11 protein-coding genes and 1 tRNA gene are annotated in these 18,870 nt (G+C 30.4%); 2 read left to right on the top strand and 10 right to left on the bottom strand.

The features are described 5' to 3' along the window. Positions 1-22: 22 nt before the first annotated feature. The 8 genes from H0I28_RS09900 to H0I28_RS09865 all read right to left on the bottom strand — a co-directional run bounded on the left by H0I28_RS09900 (position 23) and on the right by H0I28_RS09865 (position 13,191). The gene (locus H0I28_RS09900) at positions 23-3,337 is read right to left on the bottom strand and encodes a T9SS type A sorting domain-containing protein (protein ID WP_218758997.1); all 3,315 of its coding nucleotides are present in this window, start codon (positions 3,335-3,337) and stop codon (positions 23-25) included. A gap of 403 nt (positions 3,338-3,740) precedes the next feature. Next, positions 3,741-4,091, bottom strand: a complete 351-nt coding sequence (locus H0I28_RS09895) for a hypothetical protein (RefSeq protein WP_218731302.1) — start codon at positions 4,089-4,091, stop codon at positions 3,741-3,743. 84 nt (positions 4,092-4,175) lie between these two features. Continuing rightward, entirely contained in the window at positions 4,176-4,331 is a 156-nt protein-coding gene (locus H0I28_RS09890; protein WP_218731301.1) for a hypothetical protein, read from the bottom strand. Between the two features lie 59 nt (positions 4,332-4,390). Further along, the gene (locus tag H0I28_RS09885; protein ID WP_218758996.1) at positions 4,391-7,339 is read right to left on the bottom strand and encodes a T9SS type A sorting domain-containing protein; all 2,949 of its coding nucleotides are present in this window, start codon (positions 7,337-7,339) and stop codon (positions 4,391-4,393) included. 388 nt (positions 7,340-7,727) lie between these two features. Continuing rightward, positions 7,728-11,861, bottom strand: a complete 4,134-nt coding sequence (locus tag H0I28_RS09880; RefSeq protein WP_218758995.1) for a two-component regulator propeller domain-containing protein — start codon at positions 11,859-11,861, stop codon at positions 7,728-7,730. Positions 11,862-12,661: 800 nt separating this feature from the next. Continuing rightward, a tRNA-Arg gene (locus H0I28_RS09875) sits at positions 12,662-12,735 on the bottom strand. Between the two features lie 59 nt (positions 12,736-12,794). Then, positions 12,795-13,025 carry a DUF2007 domain-containing protein gene (locus tag H0I28_RS09870; RefSeq protein WP_218731298.1) on the bottom strand — a complete coding sequence of 77 codons (231 nt, stop codon included), beginning with the start codon at positions 13,023-13,025 and terminating at the stop codon, positions 12,795-12,797. Between the two features lie 13 nt (positions 13,026-13,038). Next, the gene (locus H0I28_RS09865; RefSeq protein WP_165732401.1) at positions 13,039-13,191 is read right to left on the bottom strand and encodes an SsrA-binding protein; all 153 of its coding nucleotides are present in this window, start codon (positions 13,189-13,191) and stop codon (positions 13,039-13,041) included. Between the two features lie 539 nt (positions 13,192-13,730). Here H0I28_RS09865 and H0I28_RS09860 point away from each other — a divergent pair. Next, entirely contained in the window at positions 13,731-14,669 is a 939-nt protein-coding gene (locus H0I28_RS09860) for a calcium/sodium antiporter (RefSeq protein ID WP_218758994.1), read from the top strand. 40 nt (positions 14,670-14,709) lie between these two features. Here H0I28_RS09860 and H0I28_RS09855 read toward each other — a convergent pair whose 3' ends face one another. After that, positions 14,710-15,000, bottom strand: a complete 291-nt coding sequence (locus H0I28_RS09855; RefSeq protein ID WP_218758993.1) for a SelT/SelW/SelH family protein — start codon at positions 14,998-15,000, stop codon at positions 14,710-14,712. Positions 15,001-15,236: 236 nt separating this feature from the next. Beyond that, complete coding sequence (locus tag H0I28_RS09850; RefSeq protein ID WP_218731295.1) at positions 15,237-16,253, bottom strand: glutamine synthetase beta-grasp domain-containing protein; 1,017 nt, start codon at positions 16,251-16,253, stop codon at positions 15,237-15,239. 166 nt (positions 16,254-16,419) lie between these two features. On the opposite strand from H0I28_RS09850, the gene H0I28_RS09845 reads away from it, so the two are divergent. Next, positions 16,420-18,603 (top strand): glutamine synthetase III, encoded by a 2,184-nt coding sequence (locus H0I28_RS09845; protein WP_218731294.1) that lies wholly within the window; start codon positions 16,420-16,422, stop codon positions 18,601-18,603. Positions 18,604-18,870: the final 267 nt, after the last annotated feature.

Below are 18,870 nucleotides of genomic sequence, written 5' to 3'. Positions count from 1 at the left end.
AGATTTTACGGACTATATCAAATTATTCTAAAATTATTTTCTTGTTCAGTACTCCTGAGGCCGTTTTTAATTGAATAATATAGATTCCTGGAGCTAAATTTGGTAAAGAAATAGCATCACTTCCACTTGACGCAAATGAAGTTTCCATCATTTGTTTACCAAGAATATAAAATAATTTAACTATAGATTTTCCTTGAGATAAACCTGTTATTTTCAACTTAGAATTATTCGTTTTATAAATACCTATACTTTCTAAAATAGCACTATCAATACTTAATACACTATTTGTAGAGGTATGAATATAGAATCTACCAGAACCATTTAAACTTTCAGATAAGGTTACTTTATATCTAGCATTTGCCTCATCTAAACGTGAATATGTTTTTTCTTGTCTGTCTTCTAAATAAACATTCAAACCAGAAGGTAAGTTTAAAGCCTCTGCAGTAAACGTAATTTCTTTACTTACTGCTGCTTTTATTCCTAAAGGAATTATAGTAGTTTCTAAATCTGAATTAGGTACTGCTTGTTTTGCAAATGCAGTTCCTTCATTGTTTTCTACTAATTGAGTATACAAACTTAATTCTGAAGAAACTCCGTTAAACATTCCAATATCAAAACCTGGATCTAACCCTAGTGTTTTTTCATCTAAATAATTAATTGTTGTAGTTTTATTATTTGTACCATCAGTTATATTTATCTCAATGGAAGTTTCTGTATTAGAACTTTTAAGAAAAGTAATATCATTTTGATGACTTTGCATTGCTGTAGTAAAAGAAGCTGTTGTACCTGTAGCACTAGCACTTACAAAAAAAGCTTGACCTGGATACACATAACCAGTAGTTTTTGCTAGATAAGAACTATCATCCCAAACATAAATTGCTTGAAAAGCACCTCCAAAATTAGTGTCATTTTCGTCAATAAAAGCAGCAACATCTAAATAAGAAGTATATGAGTTTCCTATTAAGTTCCAGAAATTAGTACCATTTTGACTAATAGCTGGGGCCATACTTGAAGAATTTGCTGTACCCGTAAAAGTAAAGTTTCCAGTTCCAGTATTACTTAATAATGAATAACCAACACCATCACCAAAAGTTGCGCTAGTACCACCTTGCATATAAACCCAGTTTCCTGTTGTATTATCTGCTGTTCCGTTTTGGTAGGTTGCAATTCCTCTATTTCCTATATTTGTAGTACCTGAAGCAATTGAATTATCAGTAACCCAATCATCATTATAATTTTCTCCTGAAACAGGTGAAGTTACTAAATGCCAGTTTGTATCTGTTACAGCAATACTGTAATTTATACCTTTTGTTGTTGTTAAAGAACCACCATTGTACAATAAAGAAGCACTATTTTCAATAGAAACGCTGTTTACGGAAACTGCAGTAGTTATTGTAGGGTAATTTGTTACCCCAGTTGGTATTACGATATTGTCTGTAAGCACTGGTACTGTAGCTTTACTCCAATTTGAAGCAGTAAGCCAAGTTGAATCTGAAAACCCACTCCAAGTATTTAATGTATGATCTTCTCCAACAAGAAAGGCACCTGCAGGACGTTGATAAACGGTTGCATCTGCATTGATGGCAAATTGTTGATCCATATATGTTAATATTTCTACCTCATCATCTGAGGTAGTACCATCTGTAGATGTTGTATTAGAAAAAGTAACTGACCCTCCTGCATCTGTAATTCTTTTAGCAAAACGATACGCTTGTTCTTTATCAAACATTAAGTCAGACCTTTCGCTAGACCAAGTAGATCTTATCGGTAAAAATAAATGTTTTAATGTTTGTTTAGAGTTTTCTTCATATATCGTTATATGATTTTCTTCAATATCTGGTACTGTGAATTCTTCATACGCCCAAGAATTAGGAGGAGCTCCTTGTCCTAAAGGTGTAATGTGTCCTGCTGTAAAGTCTGACCAAGGGTTTGTTGCTTGCATTTTTATTATAGCATAATCTCTTTCATCTTCCTCAAAAGGTATATCATCATCATCTTCACCTTCAGCTAGATCATTATAATCAATACCTACCGTTTCATTAACCCCATCAGTATCAACAAGAATTAGCTCGCCGTCTTCATCTAGAAACTGATGTTTATCTTTATTATTTGCTATAATAGCATTAGGAGCTGTATTACGAATCATTTCTACAAACTCATTTTTTTCTTCATCAGTCGTATCAACACCTGCACTTCCAAGACTATTATTTCTAGCATATTGTCCAAATGTATCAAACCAATAACCATCAACTCCTAATTCTGTAAAACGTTTAATATAACCTTCACAATAATTCATCCATGCTTCATGATTATTACCATCAAAATATGTATCTACATAGTTATTCCAGGATGCTGCCCCTTCATCTGATGCTCTATCTCCTGGGCTTAAAGAGTTTATATATAAGATTACTTTTTTACCTGATTTTTTAAAGATATCAATAACATCAATAATAATTTGTTCATTAGCTAAACTCGGTACAAATTCTTCATCTACAACAGAACCTGTAGCTCCCATTACAGCATCTACATTAGGATTTGTTCTTAAAGTCCACAAATGTGAATTTGCATTATTGGTACCATTGGTAATTACATGCCCCATTGTAGGGTAACTATCAGCAATTTCTTGAGCACCTGCTATATAATCATAGCCTCTGTTGTCAACATATTCATCTAAGTCTTCACCTCCTCTTACATAAAAACGTCCACCCCATGATCCTTTTAGTACATCTACAAGTGGATCTTCTTCAAGTGGATCTGGCACAACTATTTCCTGTAAAACTGAACCATATATTTGATCTATATAATAAGTAACTTCTGATGTTGATCCTTGCCCATTTCCATAACCTATATATACTTGATTGTAACCATCCTCTAAAAATCCTTCAGAAGGTAAATCACCTTCGTTAAAAACAAACGAAAACTCTTCCCATTCTTGGCCTTTTGAAAATTTTAATTGAACTGCCTTAAGATCTCCTGTAGTTGTATTTTTTATATAGAAACGTATACGATTTATACTTGTCAAATCTTCAGTTGGTATATCTACATATGCTTTAAGGCTTATTGTATATGTTACATCTTCTAAAAGGTTTTTTGATAATTCAAAATAAGAAAAACCTTTGGTAACATCTGCTTCTCTAACAAACTTAGAAGTTACTTCGTTTGTGTTTATACCATTGGTATCTGGATTGGTTTCGTTAATAGAAAAAGTACCGTTTCCAGTGTTTGAAAATATAATATTCTCTGTGTCTGTTTCATTTTCATACCAGAGAAATTGAGCTTGTATAGAGTATGTATAGATACAAGAAAATATAACTATTAAATAAACCTTTTTAATCATTTTTTTTGATGTTTTTTTTTTGCAAATATTACTGAAATAGGAATGCTGTACTTTCTATAATTAAACAATTTCTTACTAAAATCTGTCTAAAATTTGATGATAGTCAATATTTTGATAACACTTTATTTTTTTATTTTGACCGGAGCATATTAAGATGTTATTATTGTTCCAATTTATAAATACCCTACTTATAATTGTTATTTTAATAAGCTCTTAAATATAACTATGAGATGAATATTAAATGAACATATTACTAATAATACAAGATTAAATAGGCTTTACCTATATCTTAAAACAAAACATCCTTTTGGTTGATTTCTAAAAAATATTTGGGGGAATATTTTAAAAATATCAGAAACACAAAAGGATGTTCTATATGTATAAGAAATACTAAAAGCTAGTTTTACTCTTTCTTCTTTTTATTTTTTCTAGATGCTTTTTTAATTTCTAGAGCTCTCTCTTTTCCAAAAGCTTTTATAAGGTCTTTAGAAAACTTTTTATTGCTAGCTTTTCTTTGTTCTTTTAATTCTGGCGTACCTTTATATTTAGCCGTAATTTCAGAAGAAGATATTGTTTGTTCAGTTTTAATAACAATTAATTTTTCTTTTTCTTCTTTAGACAATGTTATTTTACTTGCAACAGTTTCTACGTAAGAATCTACTTTTTTCTGTATTTTTTTATCCATCTTTTCTTGAGCAAAGATTGAACTACTCATTGCTACACTAAATACTAAAAATAATATTACTTTTTTCATAATTTCTATTTATTATTAAAGAACAAGCATTTAAAACATTTTTTTCTTTAAATGCTTGTAATATGTTATACTAATTAATTTTATTTAAAATCCGGTACCTGCTGCATCAGGTGGTACAGATTGTGCTTGGGACTTTTGTGGACTTAATATCATAAAGGTACCTAATGCTGTAAGTGCAGCATATTTTCCCATTTTTTTAACAGCTTCTTTTCTTGTGATATTTTCTTGATTTTTATTCATTTTATATGTTTTAAATATTATTATTAAAGGTTTAAAGAATTTAAAGTGTTCAGTTATCTTTAATTAAGGATAACTTTTTGAGTTCTTCCCTGTAACTGTATCATGTAAATTCCTGTATTTAATGTGTTTGCATTAACAATATTTGTTATGTTAGAACTGTCTAATTTTTGTTCTAATACCATTCTACCTTGTACATCGTAAACTTTTACAGTAGCAGCTGTTTTTAATATTCCTTTAATAATAATTGATTTTGATTCTTGGTTTGTATAGATTAACATTTCATTTACAGCAAACTCATCTGTAGCTAATACTGCTTTAGCAGAGAATTCTATAAAGAAACGTCCTGATCCGCTTAATTTAGAGTCTGCTGTAAATACATAATCTGTATCATTTAACAATGTTGTAGTATTTAATACATTGTCTTTAAGATATACATACGTATTAGCAGGTAAAGTTAAAGATGTTTCATCTAAACTAATTGTTAGTTCTGTGTTTGCTTCAGCGTTAATAGCAACTGGAACAACTACACTATTATAATCATTATAAGGTAAAGCTTGAATTAAAAGATCTTCGCCTGTGTTAGCTTCTACCAAATTTGTATAAATACCATCTGTACTTCCTGCAAAAGCACCAGCATCGTAACCATTATCTAAACCTCTAGTTTGGTTTTCTACGAAATAGATATCTGTAGCAAATGTTTTTGTAGCACTACTTAAATTTATTTTTGCTAATGCTTTATTTGTATTGTTAGCAGATTTACCTGCAACAAAATCATCACTATTACCAGTAACTTTCATCGCTGGTGTAAAGGTTACGGTACCAGTTATTCCGTCTTTAGTCTTTACAAAGAATCCTTGACCTGGGGCTATTTTTGCACCAGATAAAGCGTTCCATGCTGTATAAGAAGTACCATTCCAACCATAAATTGCATTATTTAAACCAACTTCAAATTGACCAGTGTTATCGGTAAAGAAAGTATCAAAATCTAAATAAGAAGGATAAGGGTTTCCTATTAAATTCCATTGACCATACGTTGCGTCACCACCATCTGTAATACTAACAGGAACAGAACCAACTTCAATATTTCCTACAAACCTTACGGTATTTGCTGCACCTGCTATAGTTGCTGCTCTATACCCTTGACCTGTACCAATTACAACTGCATCATCATCAGGAGTAGTGTAAGTTTCAAACGAGCCAGTAGCATTATTGAAAGGTCCAAAAAAGTAGTTACCAGCTACTGAAGGATTAATAAAAAATCTATCTTCATTATTAGAAGCTTCAGCTACAGAACTAAATGGTACTCCACTTACAGGGGAAGAAATTAAATCATTATTAGGTGAATCATTTAGCCATCTATTATAAATAAGGGTACCTGTTCCACTTAATGTAGTTGCTATTACACTAGCAAAAGCACTAGATGAAGACTGTACAATAAGTTGACTGTTTTGTTGTAAGTCATTAGCAGTTATAGAATATCCTTCTTTAACAGTAACTCTACCTTCAATAACAATATTATTAACATCTACATCTGAATTAATTACTATTCCTGTATTAATGGTTACATCGTCTGAAGTAGCGCTAGGTTTAACGCCAGCTATCCAAGAAGAGGCATCTTCCCAATTAAGACCAGCACCGTTAGAGCCAGAAGTTGAAGTATACATATTATTTGTAGTTGCACTTATGGTAACTCCTGCACTCCAAGTAGTCCCTTTACGTGTAAATACTTCAAAATGATAAGTTGTACCTCCTTTAGTTAATCCAGTAACATCTACTGTATTAGATGCTCCTTTAAAAACTGCATATTCACTAGTTCCTAAATCTGTTCCAGAACCAAAATCTGCATCTGCTGTATATGCTGAACCATCTCCTGTTGGTGTAACTGTAACAGCAGAACCTTCTTTGGCTACTACTAAAACCTCATCAAAACAAGTAGGTGCATCCCAACTTAAACTTACATACTCTGCACCAGCAGTTGCTGCTAAAGTTGTAACATCGTCTGGAGTTGAACAACTACCAAAAACTATAGCACCTGTTGCATCTTGAGTTATCGTTGCAGCTGCACCATCAAGAGTCCATGTACTTAAAGCTGCTGCTGGAACACTAGTAGCTGTAGTTCCTATTTTTAAAGAACCAGATACATAATTTTGTAAATCTACAACACCTTCTGTACCAGACGTAGTATATCCTGTAAACCTTACATCTGTTGCAGCAGCATCAAAATCTATTGCTAAATTTTGGGTATCTACTGTAAGGTTAGCTAAACCACTTTGATTAGTATTAAATTCTATCTTAGAATTTCCATCTGATGCAGCTAATACTCCAATTGAACCTTCAATAGTATTTGCACCATTTACGGTTAACAAACCATTAGTACCTCCAAAAGTTATACTACCAGTAAAACCTGTAAAATCAGCTGAGGCACCTGTAGATATATTTTGATCCTCTATATTAATAGTTCCAGAACCAGTTACAGCTCCGTTAAACTGTACTGGAAGAGCAGGACTAGCAGTACTATTATTATCTACATGTACTGTATTAGTACCTATTGCAAATCCACCATTAAAAACAAGCTCTGAAGACGCATTATTTCTAATATTAATATCTAGGCCATCAACATTCACAACTACGTCACAAGTAACAGTAATCGCTTTATTAGATCGAATTCTTATAATCTGATCAGTATTTGACACTGTAGTACCATTAAGAGTTAATGTACCATTAGAATATGTCTTTGTATTAGTATTGTTTGCACCAAGAAGTTGCCCTATTTCACGGTTAACGCCTCCTAAATCTACACTTTCTGTAAGATTTGCTATATCACCATCACCAGCAGTTGGTAAGCCATTACTCCAGTTACCTGGAGTAACCCATAACCCATCTGTAGTTGTATTTAAATAATTAGTAGTTTTTTGCGCATTTACTTGAAAACTACATATGCCTATAAAGGCCAGTAGCACAAGTGTTGTTTTTTTCTTGTTAAAAATTTTTTGTAACTGTTTTTTCATGATTAATTTTTTAGTTATAATTAATTGTTTTCATTAGTTACAAAGCTAGGAGAGAATTAGGTAACTGCTTTTCTAGTATTCATCATTCTTTTGCTCTAAGTCATCATTTTTACCTCTTAAGTAGTTATAATTCAATGGTTTTGTGGTTTTTAAGTAAGGTGAGGAAAATAATAATTTCTAATAAACAGGTATTTACCCTAAAGGCTATGAGGTGTTAAAAACAGTTTTAAACAACCATTATGTAGTAGTTATGCAGCACTAAAAAACACTTAAATATTAGGTTGGTACTTGCACTAAACTTTATGTTTTTTTTATGAAATGCTGCGCAGATTGTTAGAAAAAACGAAATAAAATCTATCTTTTATTGGTCTATTAATTTTTTTAATGACTATGATTTTGCTCTTTTTGAGTATTCAGAGGGAGACACTCCATGTAATTTCTTAAAAGATGTAGAAAAATAAGAATTAGACTCTATACCAATTTGATACATTACTTCTGCAACATTAAAACCACTATTACTAGCTAATAATTCTGCAGCTCTTTGCAATCTAAAGTTACGCAAATATACATTTGGTACTTGCCCAGTAAGTTGTTTTAGTTTTCTATAGAAATGAGCAGAACTTAAACCTGCTTCTATAGAGAGTTCTTCTACGCCAAAAGTTGAATTAGATAAATTTTTCTCTATTACTTCTGTAATTTTATCTAAAAATTCTAAATCTCTTTTAGATAAGCCTAATTCTTTTTTATTCTTAGGAGGTAAACTGTTTTTTGAAAAATAATCTTTTATCTTAAGGTTATTTTCAATTAATTTTTTTAAACGAAGTTCTAAGTGTTTTAAAGAGAATGGTTTGCTAATATATTCTTCTGCTCCAAACTCTAATCCTTTAATTAAATCGGCATTATCTCCTAACGCAGTTAATAATAAAACAGGTAATTGACACGTTTCTGGATTGGCTTTTATTATTTTACATAATTCAAATCCATCCATCTCTGGCATCATAACATCACTTATAACAGTACTAAATTCTGTTTTTTTAATTTCTTCTAAGGCTTCTAAACCATTGTTAGCTATTGTTACATTATATGAATTTGAAAGTGCACTTTTTAAGAAATTTTGTATATCTATCTCATTTTCTACAACTAAAATACTATGTTTCTTTTTACTTTTTACTTTACCATTATTCTCTTCTAAGTTTTTAATTTGTACAGGCACCCAATTTTTTATAAATGACTTTTTTACACTGTCCTCATCTATCTCAACCTCTTCTATTTTTGAAGATGGAATAACAACCCTAAAACGAGTTTCTTTATTTGGTTTACTTTTTACTGAAATACTACCACTAAATAAATCTACCAAAGATTTACAAAAAGACAAACCAATACCACCTCCACTTACGTTTCCATCCTGATTTCCTAGTTGATAAAACCTTTCAAAAATATTCTTTAAGTTTTCTTTTGGAATTCCTTTACCAGTATCAATAACATCAATTTTAATACTTTTAATATTTTCTTTAAATATAATGGAAGCATCAATACTTATAGTTCCCTGTACCGGTGTGTTTTTAAATGAATTTGAGAGTAGGTTAAAAAGTATTCTTTCTACTTTTTCTACATCTATTACAATTTCTTCATTTGGCGAACTAATTTTATAATAAAAATTAATATTCTTTTCTAATGCATAGTTTTCAAAAGCTTCTGTTGTTGGATATAAAAATTCACCTAAAGTAGACTTTGTATAGTTTAAATTTAGAAAACCTTGTTCTGCCTGTCTAAATGTTATTAATTGGTCTATTAAACTTAAAAGTCTGTGGGTATTTCTTTTAATAATTGCTAAAAAACGTTCACTTTCTGCGTTGTTATTATTTTCTATAACTCTATCTAAAGGCCCAGAAATAAGTGTAAGTGGTGTTCTAAATTCGTGAGATAAGTTTGTGAAATATTTAAATTTACCTTGGTTAATAACTTCAATTCTATCCTTATCAATTTGTTCATATATCAGTTTTTGTTTTAGTTTTTCATTACTTACAAAGTAAAAAACAATCCAAACACCAATAGCTAAAAACAAAATGACCATTAAAGTATAACTCCACCAAGTTTGATACCAGAAAGGCAATACAATTAGGGTTAATGTTTTTGTTGATGTGCTCCAAATACCATCTCCATTAGCAGATTTTATTCTTAATTTATAGGTGCCGGCATCTAGATTAGTATACGATATTGGCGATTTACCTTTCTTTATTTCTACCCAATCTTTATTAAATCCATCTAATTTATAGGCTATTTTATTTTTAGAAGGTGCAGACGTATGTTCTGCTACTAAGTTAAAAGATATTATTCTTTGACTTTTACAAACTGTAATAGTGTCTGTTTCTGAAATTGACTTTTTAAGTATAACAATGTCATTCAGTTTATCACCTATTTCTATAGGTTTGTTATTAATTAATAAGGATGTTATTAGAACTTTAGGAGGCTGTGTATTTAAAAATATTTTATTCGGATTAAAAATAGTTAAACCATTTAAACCTCCAAAATACATAAAACCAGATTTACCTTGGGCATATGCAGATTGTCTAAAGTTATTTTGAATTAGACCATCGTTTACATCAAAAACATTTATTTTATTGGTTTGTTTATTGAATAGCATCAATCCCATGTCTGTACTAATCCATAAATTATCACTATTTTTCTGAGCTAAAATTCCATAAATAGCATCATCTAGCAAGACATCATCTTTTCTAAAATAATCCATTTTAATTGGATTTTGATCACTATCTAAAGTTAATTTATTTAAACCACCACCAAAAGTACCAATCCAAATATTCTTTTTATGATCTTCATGCAACGTAAAGATACTATTGTAACTAACTTTACTACTTCCTGTTTTATTTTCTTGATATTGTCTTATTACTTTAATTTTTCCTTCTTTATACGTACACTGTAATAAACCATAATCTGTACCAAACCAGAGTTGATTATTACTATCTTGTAAGAAACATTGCACTCTACTTGCAGCTATTCTTAAACTAGATTTTGTATAAATTTTAGGATTCTTTTTTTGGGCTATTTCTTTCCAAGGATTCTCTATTACTATAATTTTATTACCAGATAATACAAAATCTGTTTCATTTATTTGAGCAATTTCTCGAACCAAAAGCAATGGTAATTTATCGTTTTCGGATAAAAATTGCACTTCTTTATATTCTTTTTTTACAGGATTGTAAACAAACACTTTTTTGTCTGTACCAAACCAAATGTAATTTCTTGAATCTTGATAAATAGACCTAATAACATCATTTTTTTCTATAGGTAATTTTGCTTGTAAATCTTCAAATTTAATGTTGTTAACTGTATTTTCATCGACTACCTCAAGACTCCTAAATAACTTTTTATGATACCCCGAGACCCAAACTCTACCTTTATTATCTTCTAGTATGGAGGTGATTAGGTTGTCTCCAATAGATAGTTTAGTAGTTGGGTTATTTGTGTAAGAGTAAAATGGCTTTTGAAAAAGGTCTAATTTATTTATACCACCTTGAGCAGTACCAACCCAAATAACATTAAAGTTATCTTGGTAAACAGCGTTAATTTGACTGCTACTAATGCCATTTTTATTTGTTGAATCATAATTATAATGGCTAAAAGAATTTAGAATAGGATTGTATTTAAATAGTCCGTTTGCTACTGTACCAACCCATATTGTATTTTCATTATCTTTAAAAAGACTGTTCACAAAGAAATTAGTATCCTGATTTTTAATTTTGATTTTTTTAACAAGATATTTTGAATTTGAGTCTAAATTAGAACTGTATAACCCCTCTTTTGTGCCAATCCAAAATATATTATCTTCTTTAATAATTTTAGTAATTTCTTTATCATTAAAAAAACTAAATTCGTCTAAATTAAAAGAGTCTTTATTTACAGATGTGAATTCTGATTGATAACTAATTTTTTTTAATCCTTTACTTGTTCCTAAAATGATTGAAGAATTCAGACCAAAAGAAAAGGTGTTAATTTTTATATTTTCTGTTTCCTTATCAAGAATATTACCTGAAATAGAAAAGATACCTTCTTCCATACTTATTAATTCGCATCTTAATAGTTTTTTAGGAGATGAGACCCAAACAAAATCATCATTTTCAGAATCAATTTTATTTACATTAATATTATATTTAAGCGGAACAGTAAAAAATTTTTCTAACCAAGGTACATAAATGTTAATACCTACATTTGTGCCTATCCAAAGTATTCCGTTTTTATCATTAAATAAGTAGGTAATATTATTACTAGAAATTGCGCCATGAGTTTTAGATTGCGTGGTAAATGTTTTAAATTCATAGCCATCATAACGTATCAATCCATTAGGGGTTGCAAACCATAAAAAACCATACTTATCTTGTTCAATTGCATTTACGGTATTTTGATTAAAGCCCTCTTTATTAGAAATTCTTTCAAAATTTTGAGCATAAATTTGCTGAGAAAATAGTGTAAATACAATACCAATAATGAATAAAATTCTATGCATCCTACATTTTTAATTTGCAATAAAAGTATACATATTTTTAATTATTCTTCAATAAATTAACAAAATTTTTTACCATAAATTACTTACATACTTAATAAATATCACATTCTTATCCATTTTTATTGTTTACATAGTACTCTTAAGTATGTTCTACAATTTTAATTTCATCATCTGTTAAACCATACAGCTCATGCATCATAGTGTCTATTTTTTTGTCTGTTTGGTGTATTTGGGTTTGTAGGGCTTGTGTTTTTTGCTTATTTTTTGTAAATAAATCGAACCATTCAAACTTATTTTTTTTGCTTAAGGTTGGTACTTCTTCTAAACCATTTTTTACAAGTTATTTGCTTTTATGGTTTTGTTTACTTCTTTTATAAAAAAGTGAATAGTCTTTGTAAAATTCTTTTACTAAAAGTGTTTCTTTAAGTTTTAAAGGAATATTGTTTATAATACTATCTTTTTGCAGACGTAAGTTCTTTTGTTAATTCAAGTAAGTTGAATTCTTCAAATTCTGTGGCATCATTTATATAAAAACGTAACTTTTCGAAATTAGAAATAATTATATACACGCATCCTTTTTGATTTGCTTTAAAATCAAAGGCTTGTTTTCATATGCTTTCTAAATCTTTAGTATTTCTGCTTTTTAATTCTATAACACCAACTGCAATTTAAAATAAAAACTACTTTATAAAAGGGTTTAAAAGTACGTTTTACTTTTTGTAGGATACCTTAATTCTTGTTTTGTGGGCAAATAAAAAAACCAGCCTTTACAAAAACGTTGTAAAGTGCTGGTTTTTAAGTGACCATGGCAGGATTCAAACCTGCAACCTCTTGAGCCGTAATCAAGTGCGCTATTCAGTTGCGCCACATGGCCGTTAAGCGGGTGCAAATATAGTATCCTTTTTTTAAATTAGAAAGATAATTCTTGTTTTTTTATGAATTTATTTCAGTTTTAAATAAATCGACAATAGATTGCGCTTTTTCTAGGTTGTTATTTAGTACAAATAATTCTACAGAATTTGTAGGTACTCCAAAACCTGCCAATCTTCCAGACTCCACACGATCAATGATTTTAGATTCGATGTTTGCTTCGTCTAATAAGTATTTTAATCTGTTTACTAATATAGAGTTATCAGTAAATACTTTTGTATAATCTTCTGACATAATATTGTTTTTTTTAGGTTAATGAATTTTTAGTTATAAAAGCTCTCCATCCAATAATAGCTAATTGAAGTTTAGATGCTTTAGAGATATCCAACCCTTTTTTTGTAAAGGAAGGTAAAATTAATTTATTAATCTTTGCAAGTGTTTTAAAAACTTGTTTTTTCATGAGTTGTAAATTAGCTTTCAAATTTACTAAAATAAACAACTCAGCGTTTAAAGATTGAGTTGTTTAAAGATAAGCTACTTTTTTCTCTCTTCATTTATAGTTCTGTTATTTTTTTGTTATAATAAAATTAGAAATATAATATCAGACAGGTCTTTAATAAATTTAGTTATAATAAGAATCATAATAGTTTGGGTTTTAAGGTTAGTAATTTAGGTCAATTTCGAAATTGTTTTATCAATATATAACCACTGTAGGCTTGTTTCCAAGAGAACTATTACTTATTAATCAAATTGATTTTTTATTTATAACTAAAATCGCGTTATGTGTATTAATGTGTAATTAGGTTTACTTTATTTTTGTTGTTTATTGTAATTATAATATATTGTTTTTATAAAAATATGTTAGGTTTTAAAGGGGGCGATTTGTGCTTTTTTTTAAAGTAAAGGGAAATATATTTTTAAAATGAATACTTTTTGGCTTTTCATTTTTTATTCTCTTCTTAAAGTGATAAAAATGTATCTTCGCAAAAAATAAAATTGATGAGTATTTTTTATGTTATTATTGGATTAATCTTATTAGTTGTTGGTGGTGAGTTCTTGGTAAGATCGTCTATCGGTTTATCTTTTAAGTTAAGTATATCTAAAATGGTAATTGGTATGACGGTGGTTTCTTTTGCCACTTCTGCGCCAGAATTATTAGTTAGTTTACAAGCTGCTTTAGATGGTTCACCAGCTATTGCTTTAAACAATGTTATAGGTTCTAATATTGCTAATATTGGGTTGGTTTTAGGTATTACAGCTTTAATTGGACCTATTGCGGTTAGTAAAGACTTTTACAAGCTTAATTGGCCTGTAATGATGCTTTTCTCTTTAGTTTTGTATTACTTTTTATGGAACGACAGTGTTTTAACACAGTTAGAAGGTGTTATTCTCTTAGTAGGGTTGGCTGCTTTTCTATTTGTATTGATAAGAAGTGCGAGAAAAGAAGATGTGGATGTAGAAGAGGTAGATGATGCTTTGGCTTCTATAGGTTATGGTAAAATATTTGGATGGTTATTAATAGGAGGTGTTTCTCTTTATTTTGGATCGGAATTTTTAGTGAACGGTGCAAAAGATATTGCTCAGAATATAGGAATTAGTGAAGGTGTTATTTCTATTACAATGATTGCTATTGGAACTAGTGTACCTGAGTTGGCTGCTTCTGTTATTGCTGCTATGAAGGGTGAGAAAGCAATTTCTTTGGGAAACCTAATTGGTTCTAATATTTTTAATATAGCTTCTGTATTGGGGTTAACAGCTATTATTAAAGAAATACCTGTTACGGAAGCCCAGATTTTATCTAGAGATATTTTTTGGATGTTAGGGTTTGCTGCTGTTTTATTGGTGCTAGTGTTTTTGCCTAAGAAGTTTATTTTAAACAGGTTTAAAGGTGCTTTTTTATTTTTAGGGTATGTATTGTTTATTTATTTAGTTCTTTAAATAGAAGGTGTCTAAAATTAGATATAAAAAAACGCTAACATTAATTTGTTGGCGTTTTTTTTCTGTCGATATGTCCTAAGTTCCTTTCTGGAGCGATAACATCTCTAATACGTCGTTTTAACTCTGTAATCTCCGGAAAACCATTTTCTTCTTTTCTAGACCAAACCAATTGGTTGTTTGCGGTAATGTTAAAAATACCTCCGGTACCTGGTTTTAAAGTAAGTTCTGTAATTTCTTCTGTAAAAGTGGTTAATAGTTCTTGACTCATCCAAGAGGCGCGTAATAACCAGCCACATTGTGTGCAGTATTCTATTTTTATATTGTTTTTCATATCTAAATGTAATTGTTTAAAATGGTATTTAAAAGTACTGAATTTTTTGTTTTTTTGAATTACTTCTTTTTTTCGCGTTAGGGATAGAAGTGGTATCCTTTTTTAATTTTGGCGATAGCTGAAAATTTAAAAAAGATATAACGGATAGCCCGACCTTTGGTAACGCCCAAAATAATTATATAAAAAAAGCACCTACATTGCTGTAAGTGCTTTTTAAGATTTTATACTATTCGTAATTATTTAACTGGTTTAACAGTTTTAATAATTCTAGCAGCTACTTTATATGGATCTGCGTTTGAAGATGGACGACGGTCTTCTAACCATCCTTTGTATCCTTTTTCTACAACGATAATTGGAATACGAATTGATGCACCTCTATCTGAAACTCCCCAAGAGAAATCAGTAATTGCAGCAGTTTCATGCTTACCAGTTAAACGTTGGTCGTTAAACTCACCATAAATTTCAATATGTTCTTTTACTACTGGGCGGAAAGCTTCACAAATTTCAATATACTTATCTTTAGAACCACATTCTCTTAAAATAGAGTTAGAGAAGTTAGCGTGCATTCCAGAACCATTCCAATCAGTGTCTCCTAGTGGTTTTGGGTGGTACTCAATGTACATTCCTTTTCCTTCAGTTAAACGATCTAATAAATATCTAGATATCCAGATTTCATCTCCTGCTTTCTTTGCACCTTTTGCAAATAATTGGTATTCCCATTGTCCAGAAGCAACCTCTTGGTTAATTCCTTCAAAGTTTAAGCCTGCATCTATACATAAATCTGCATGCTCTTCTACTAAATCACGACCATGTGTATATAAACCTCCTACAGAACAGTAGTATTGTCCTTGTGGAGCAGGGTAACCACCTCTTGGAAATCCTAAAGGCAATCCTGTACTTGTATTCATAATAAAGTATTCTTGTTCAAAACCGAACCAGAAATCGTTATCATCATCTTCAATAGTAGCACGTGCATTAGATTCGTGTGGAGTTCCGTCTGCATTCATTACTTCATTCATTACCAACCAACCGTTAATACGATTTGGATCTGGATAAATAGCAACAGGTTTTAAAATACAGTCAGATGCTCCTCCAGAAGCTTGTTTTGTAGAAGAACCGTCAAAAGACCAAAGTCCCAATTCTTCAACTGTTCCTTTAAAATCTTCATGCTCCTCAACTTTGGTTTTACTTCTCATGTTCTGAGTTGGATAATAACCATCTAACCAAATGTATTCTAATTTAATTTTTGCCATAATATATGTGTTTATGTGATGTTCGTCCTACAAAAATCAAATATTTTCATTAGATATCAAAAAAATTAGGGGTAAAATATTTAAAATAGCTAAAAAATAATTTTATCCCTAAATTTGAAAGGGTATATTTGTATAAAGTTAAAAATAAGTAGAAAATATTACTAATATGTCAAGGATTAGATTTAATGCATTGCAAGAAACACTACGTAGAAGTCCTATAAAAGTAGTTCAGAATGAAAAAAGATCAGCTCTTTTTGGTCGGAATGTATTTAATAAATATGCTATGCAACAGTATCTTACGCGTGCTGCATACGAAAGTGTGATGAATGCAATTGATCATGGAACTAAAATAGATAGAAAAATTGCAGATCAAGTTGCGGTAAGTATGAAAGACTGGGCAATGTCTAAAGGGGCTACTCATTATACGCATTGGTTTCAGCCACTTACAGGTGCTACAGCAGAAAAACATGATGCCTTTTTTGAGTCTATAAATGGCAGTCTTGCAATGGAAAAATTTGATGGAGAACAATTGGTTCAGCAAGAGCCAGATGCATCTAGTTTTCCTAATGGAGGAATTAGAAATATGTTTGAAGCTCGTGGTTATACGGCTTGGGACCCAACTTCTCCTGCTTTTATTTATGAAACAACACTTTGTATTCCAACTATTTTTGTAGCTTATACTGGGGAGGCTTTAGATAATAAGACGCCTTTGTTAAGAGCGCTACAAGCTATAGATACACATGCTACTGCTGTTTGTAAATATTTTGATAAGAATGCAAATAAAGTAAGTGCAACACTTGGTTGGGAACAAGAATTTTTTCTAATTGACGAGGCTTTAGTACTCGCAAGACAGGATATACAATTTACGGGTAGAACTTTATTAGGGCATTCGCCTGCTAAAGGACAACAACTTGATGATCATTATTTTGGAACCATTCCTGCAAGGGCTATGAGTTTTATGCAAGATTTAGAACAAGAATGTATGTTGTTAGGGATTCCTGTAAAAACCAGACATAATGAGGTTGCTCCAAATCAGTTTGAGATTGCACCAATTTATGAAGAAGCTAATTTAGCGGTGGATCATAATTCATTAATAATGGATGTGATGCAAAAAATATCAAGAAGACATCATTTTAAAGTGTTGTTGCACGAAAAACCATTTGCAGGTATAAACGGGTCTGGTAAGCACAACAATTGGTCTTTGTCTACCGGTAACGGAACTAATTTGCTAAGTCCGGGTAAAACTCCAATGAAGAACTTACAATTTCTTACCTTTTTTATCAATACCATTAAAGCAGTGTATCAATACGAAGAGTTACTGAGAGCTTCTATTGCGTCTGCAAGTAATGAATATAGATTAGGCGCTAATGAAGCCCCACCTGCAATTATTTCTGTGTTTATTGGTAGTCAACTATCAGCAGTTTTAGATGAATTAGAAAATGTAACTAAAGGAAAGCTTTCACCGCAAGAAAAAACCGATTTAAAACTAAATATTATTGGTAAAATTCCCGAAATTTTATTAGATAATACGGATAGGAATAGAACTTCTCCGTTTGCATTCACAGGAAATAAATTTGAGTTTAGAGCTGTTGGTTCTTTAGCAAATTGTGCAATACCAATGACTGTTTTAAATACTATTGTTGCAAAACAATTAAAAGAGTTTAAAGTTGAGGTAGATGCTCTAATAGAGGAAAAGGATCTTAAAAAAGATGAAGCTGTTTTTAATATACTAAGAGAATATATAAAAGACTCTAAGGCAATTCGTTTTGATGGAGATAGTTATGGGGAAGCTTGGGAAAAGGAAGCTAAGAAAAGAGGCTTAACTAATTATAAAACAACTCCAGAAGCTTTAAAAGTAAAAGTTTCTGAGAAAACAATTTCTTTGTTTGAGGAAATGGAGGTAATGAGTAAAGTAGAATTAGAAGCTCGTTATGAAATTGATTTAGAATCGTACGCTAAAAAGGTGCAAATAGAAGGACGTGTTTTGGCTGATATTGCAAGAAATCAAGTAGTGCCTACTGCAATAATTTATCAGAATACTTTATTGGAGAATACTAAGAACTTAAAAGAAATTTTTGGTGATGAGTATAAAAATATAGCCAAAGAGCAAATTGAGCTAGTTATGTTAATTTCTAAACATATTACTAAAATTAATGCTTTGGTAGTAAAAATGGAAGCAGAAAAAGTGAAAGCTAATAAACATTTAGGTTTTAAATTAGCGGAACAATACAGTAACAAAATAAAACCTTTTTTTGTAGATATAAGATATCATTGTGACCAACTAGAAACCTTGGTAGATGATAATTTATGGCCATTAGCTAAGTATAGGGAGTTGTTATTTACTAATTAAACGATAGGTAAATTAGTTATATCTTAAAAAGGAAGGGTTAAAAATGATAATTATTCATTTTTAACCTTTTTTTTATAGGTGTTTTCCCTTGTTTTTGTTTGTTTTTCCTACACTTAACGTGTGTAAGTGCTTGATTTTTAGGTACTTGTTGTTTTGTTTTGTTTGTGTTTTTTATTTTATTTTGGAATTAGATAAATAATTTTCTATATTTGACTTGTTTAAACACAGAATCGATCAAGCTATATAGTTTACAACAATTCTTTACTT

This window comes from Polaribacter sp. AHE13PA (assembly GCF_019278505.1).
GTDB lineage: Bacteria > Bacteroidota > Bacteroidia > Flavobacteriales > Flavobacteriaceae > Polaribacter.
Note: the sequence above shows the minus strand (reverse complement) of the source record. Positions and strands in the feature narration are given on the sequence as shown.

Excerpts from the sequence above, each read along its gene's own strand:
- H0I28_RS09900 (WP_218758997.1), bottom strand. The coding sequence starts at position 3,337 with ATGATTAAAAAGGTTTATTTAATAGTTATATTTTCTTGTATCTATACA.
- H0I28_RS09895 (WP_218731302.1), bottom strand. The coding sequence starts at position 4,091 with ATGAAAAAAGTAATATTATTTTTAGTATTTAGTGTAGCAATGAGTAGT.
- H0I28_RS09890 (WP_218731301.1), bottom strand. The coding sequence starts at position 4,331 with ATGAATAAAAATCAAGAAAATATCACAAGAAAAGAAGCTGTTAAAAAA.
- H0I28_RS09885 (WP_218758996.1), bottom strand. The coding sequence starts at position 7,339 with ATGAAAAAACAGTTACAAAAAATTTTTAACAAGAAAAAAACAACACTT.
- H0I28_RS09880 (WP_218758995.1), bottom strand. The coding sequence starts at position 11,861 with ATGCATAGAATTTTATTCATTATTGGTATTGTATTTACACTATTTTCT.
- H0I28_RS09870 (WP_218731298.1), bottom strand. The coding sequence starts at position 13,025 with ATGTCAGAAGATTATACAAAAGTATTTACTGATAACTCTATATTAGTA.
- H0I28_RS09865 (WP_165732401.1), bottom strand. The coding sequence starts at position 13,191 with ATGAAAAAACAAGTTTTTAAAACACTTGCAAAGATTAATAAATTAATT.
- H0I28_RS09860 (WP_218758994.1), top strand. The coding sequence starts at position 13,731 with ATGAGTATTTTTTATGTTATTATTGGATTAATCTTATTAGTTGTTGGT.
- H0I28_RS09855 (WP_218758993.1), bottom strand. The coding sequence starts at position 15,000 with ATGAAAAACAATATAAAAATAGAATACTGCACACAATGTGGCTGGTTA.
- H0I28_RS09850 (WP_218731295.1), bottom strand. The coding sequence starts at position 16,253 with ATGGCAAAAATTAAATTAGAATACATTTGGTTAGATGGTTATTATCCA.
- H0I28_RS09845 (WP_218731294.1), top strand. The coding sequence starts at position 16,420 with ATGTCAAGGATTAGATTTAATGCATTGCAAGAAACACTACGTAGAAGT.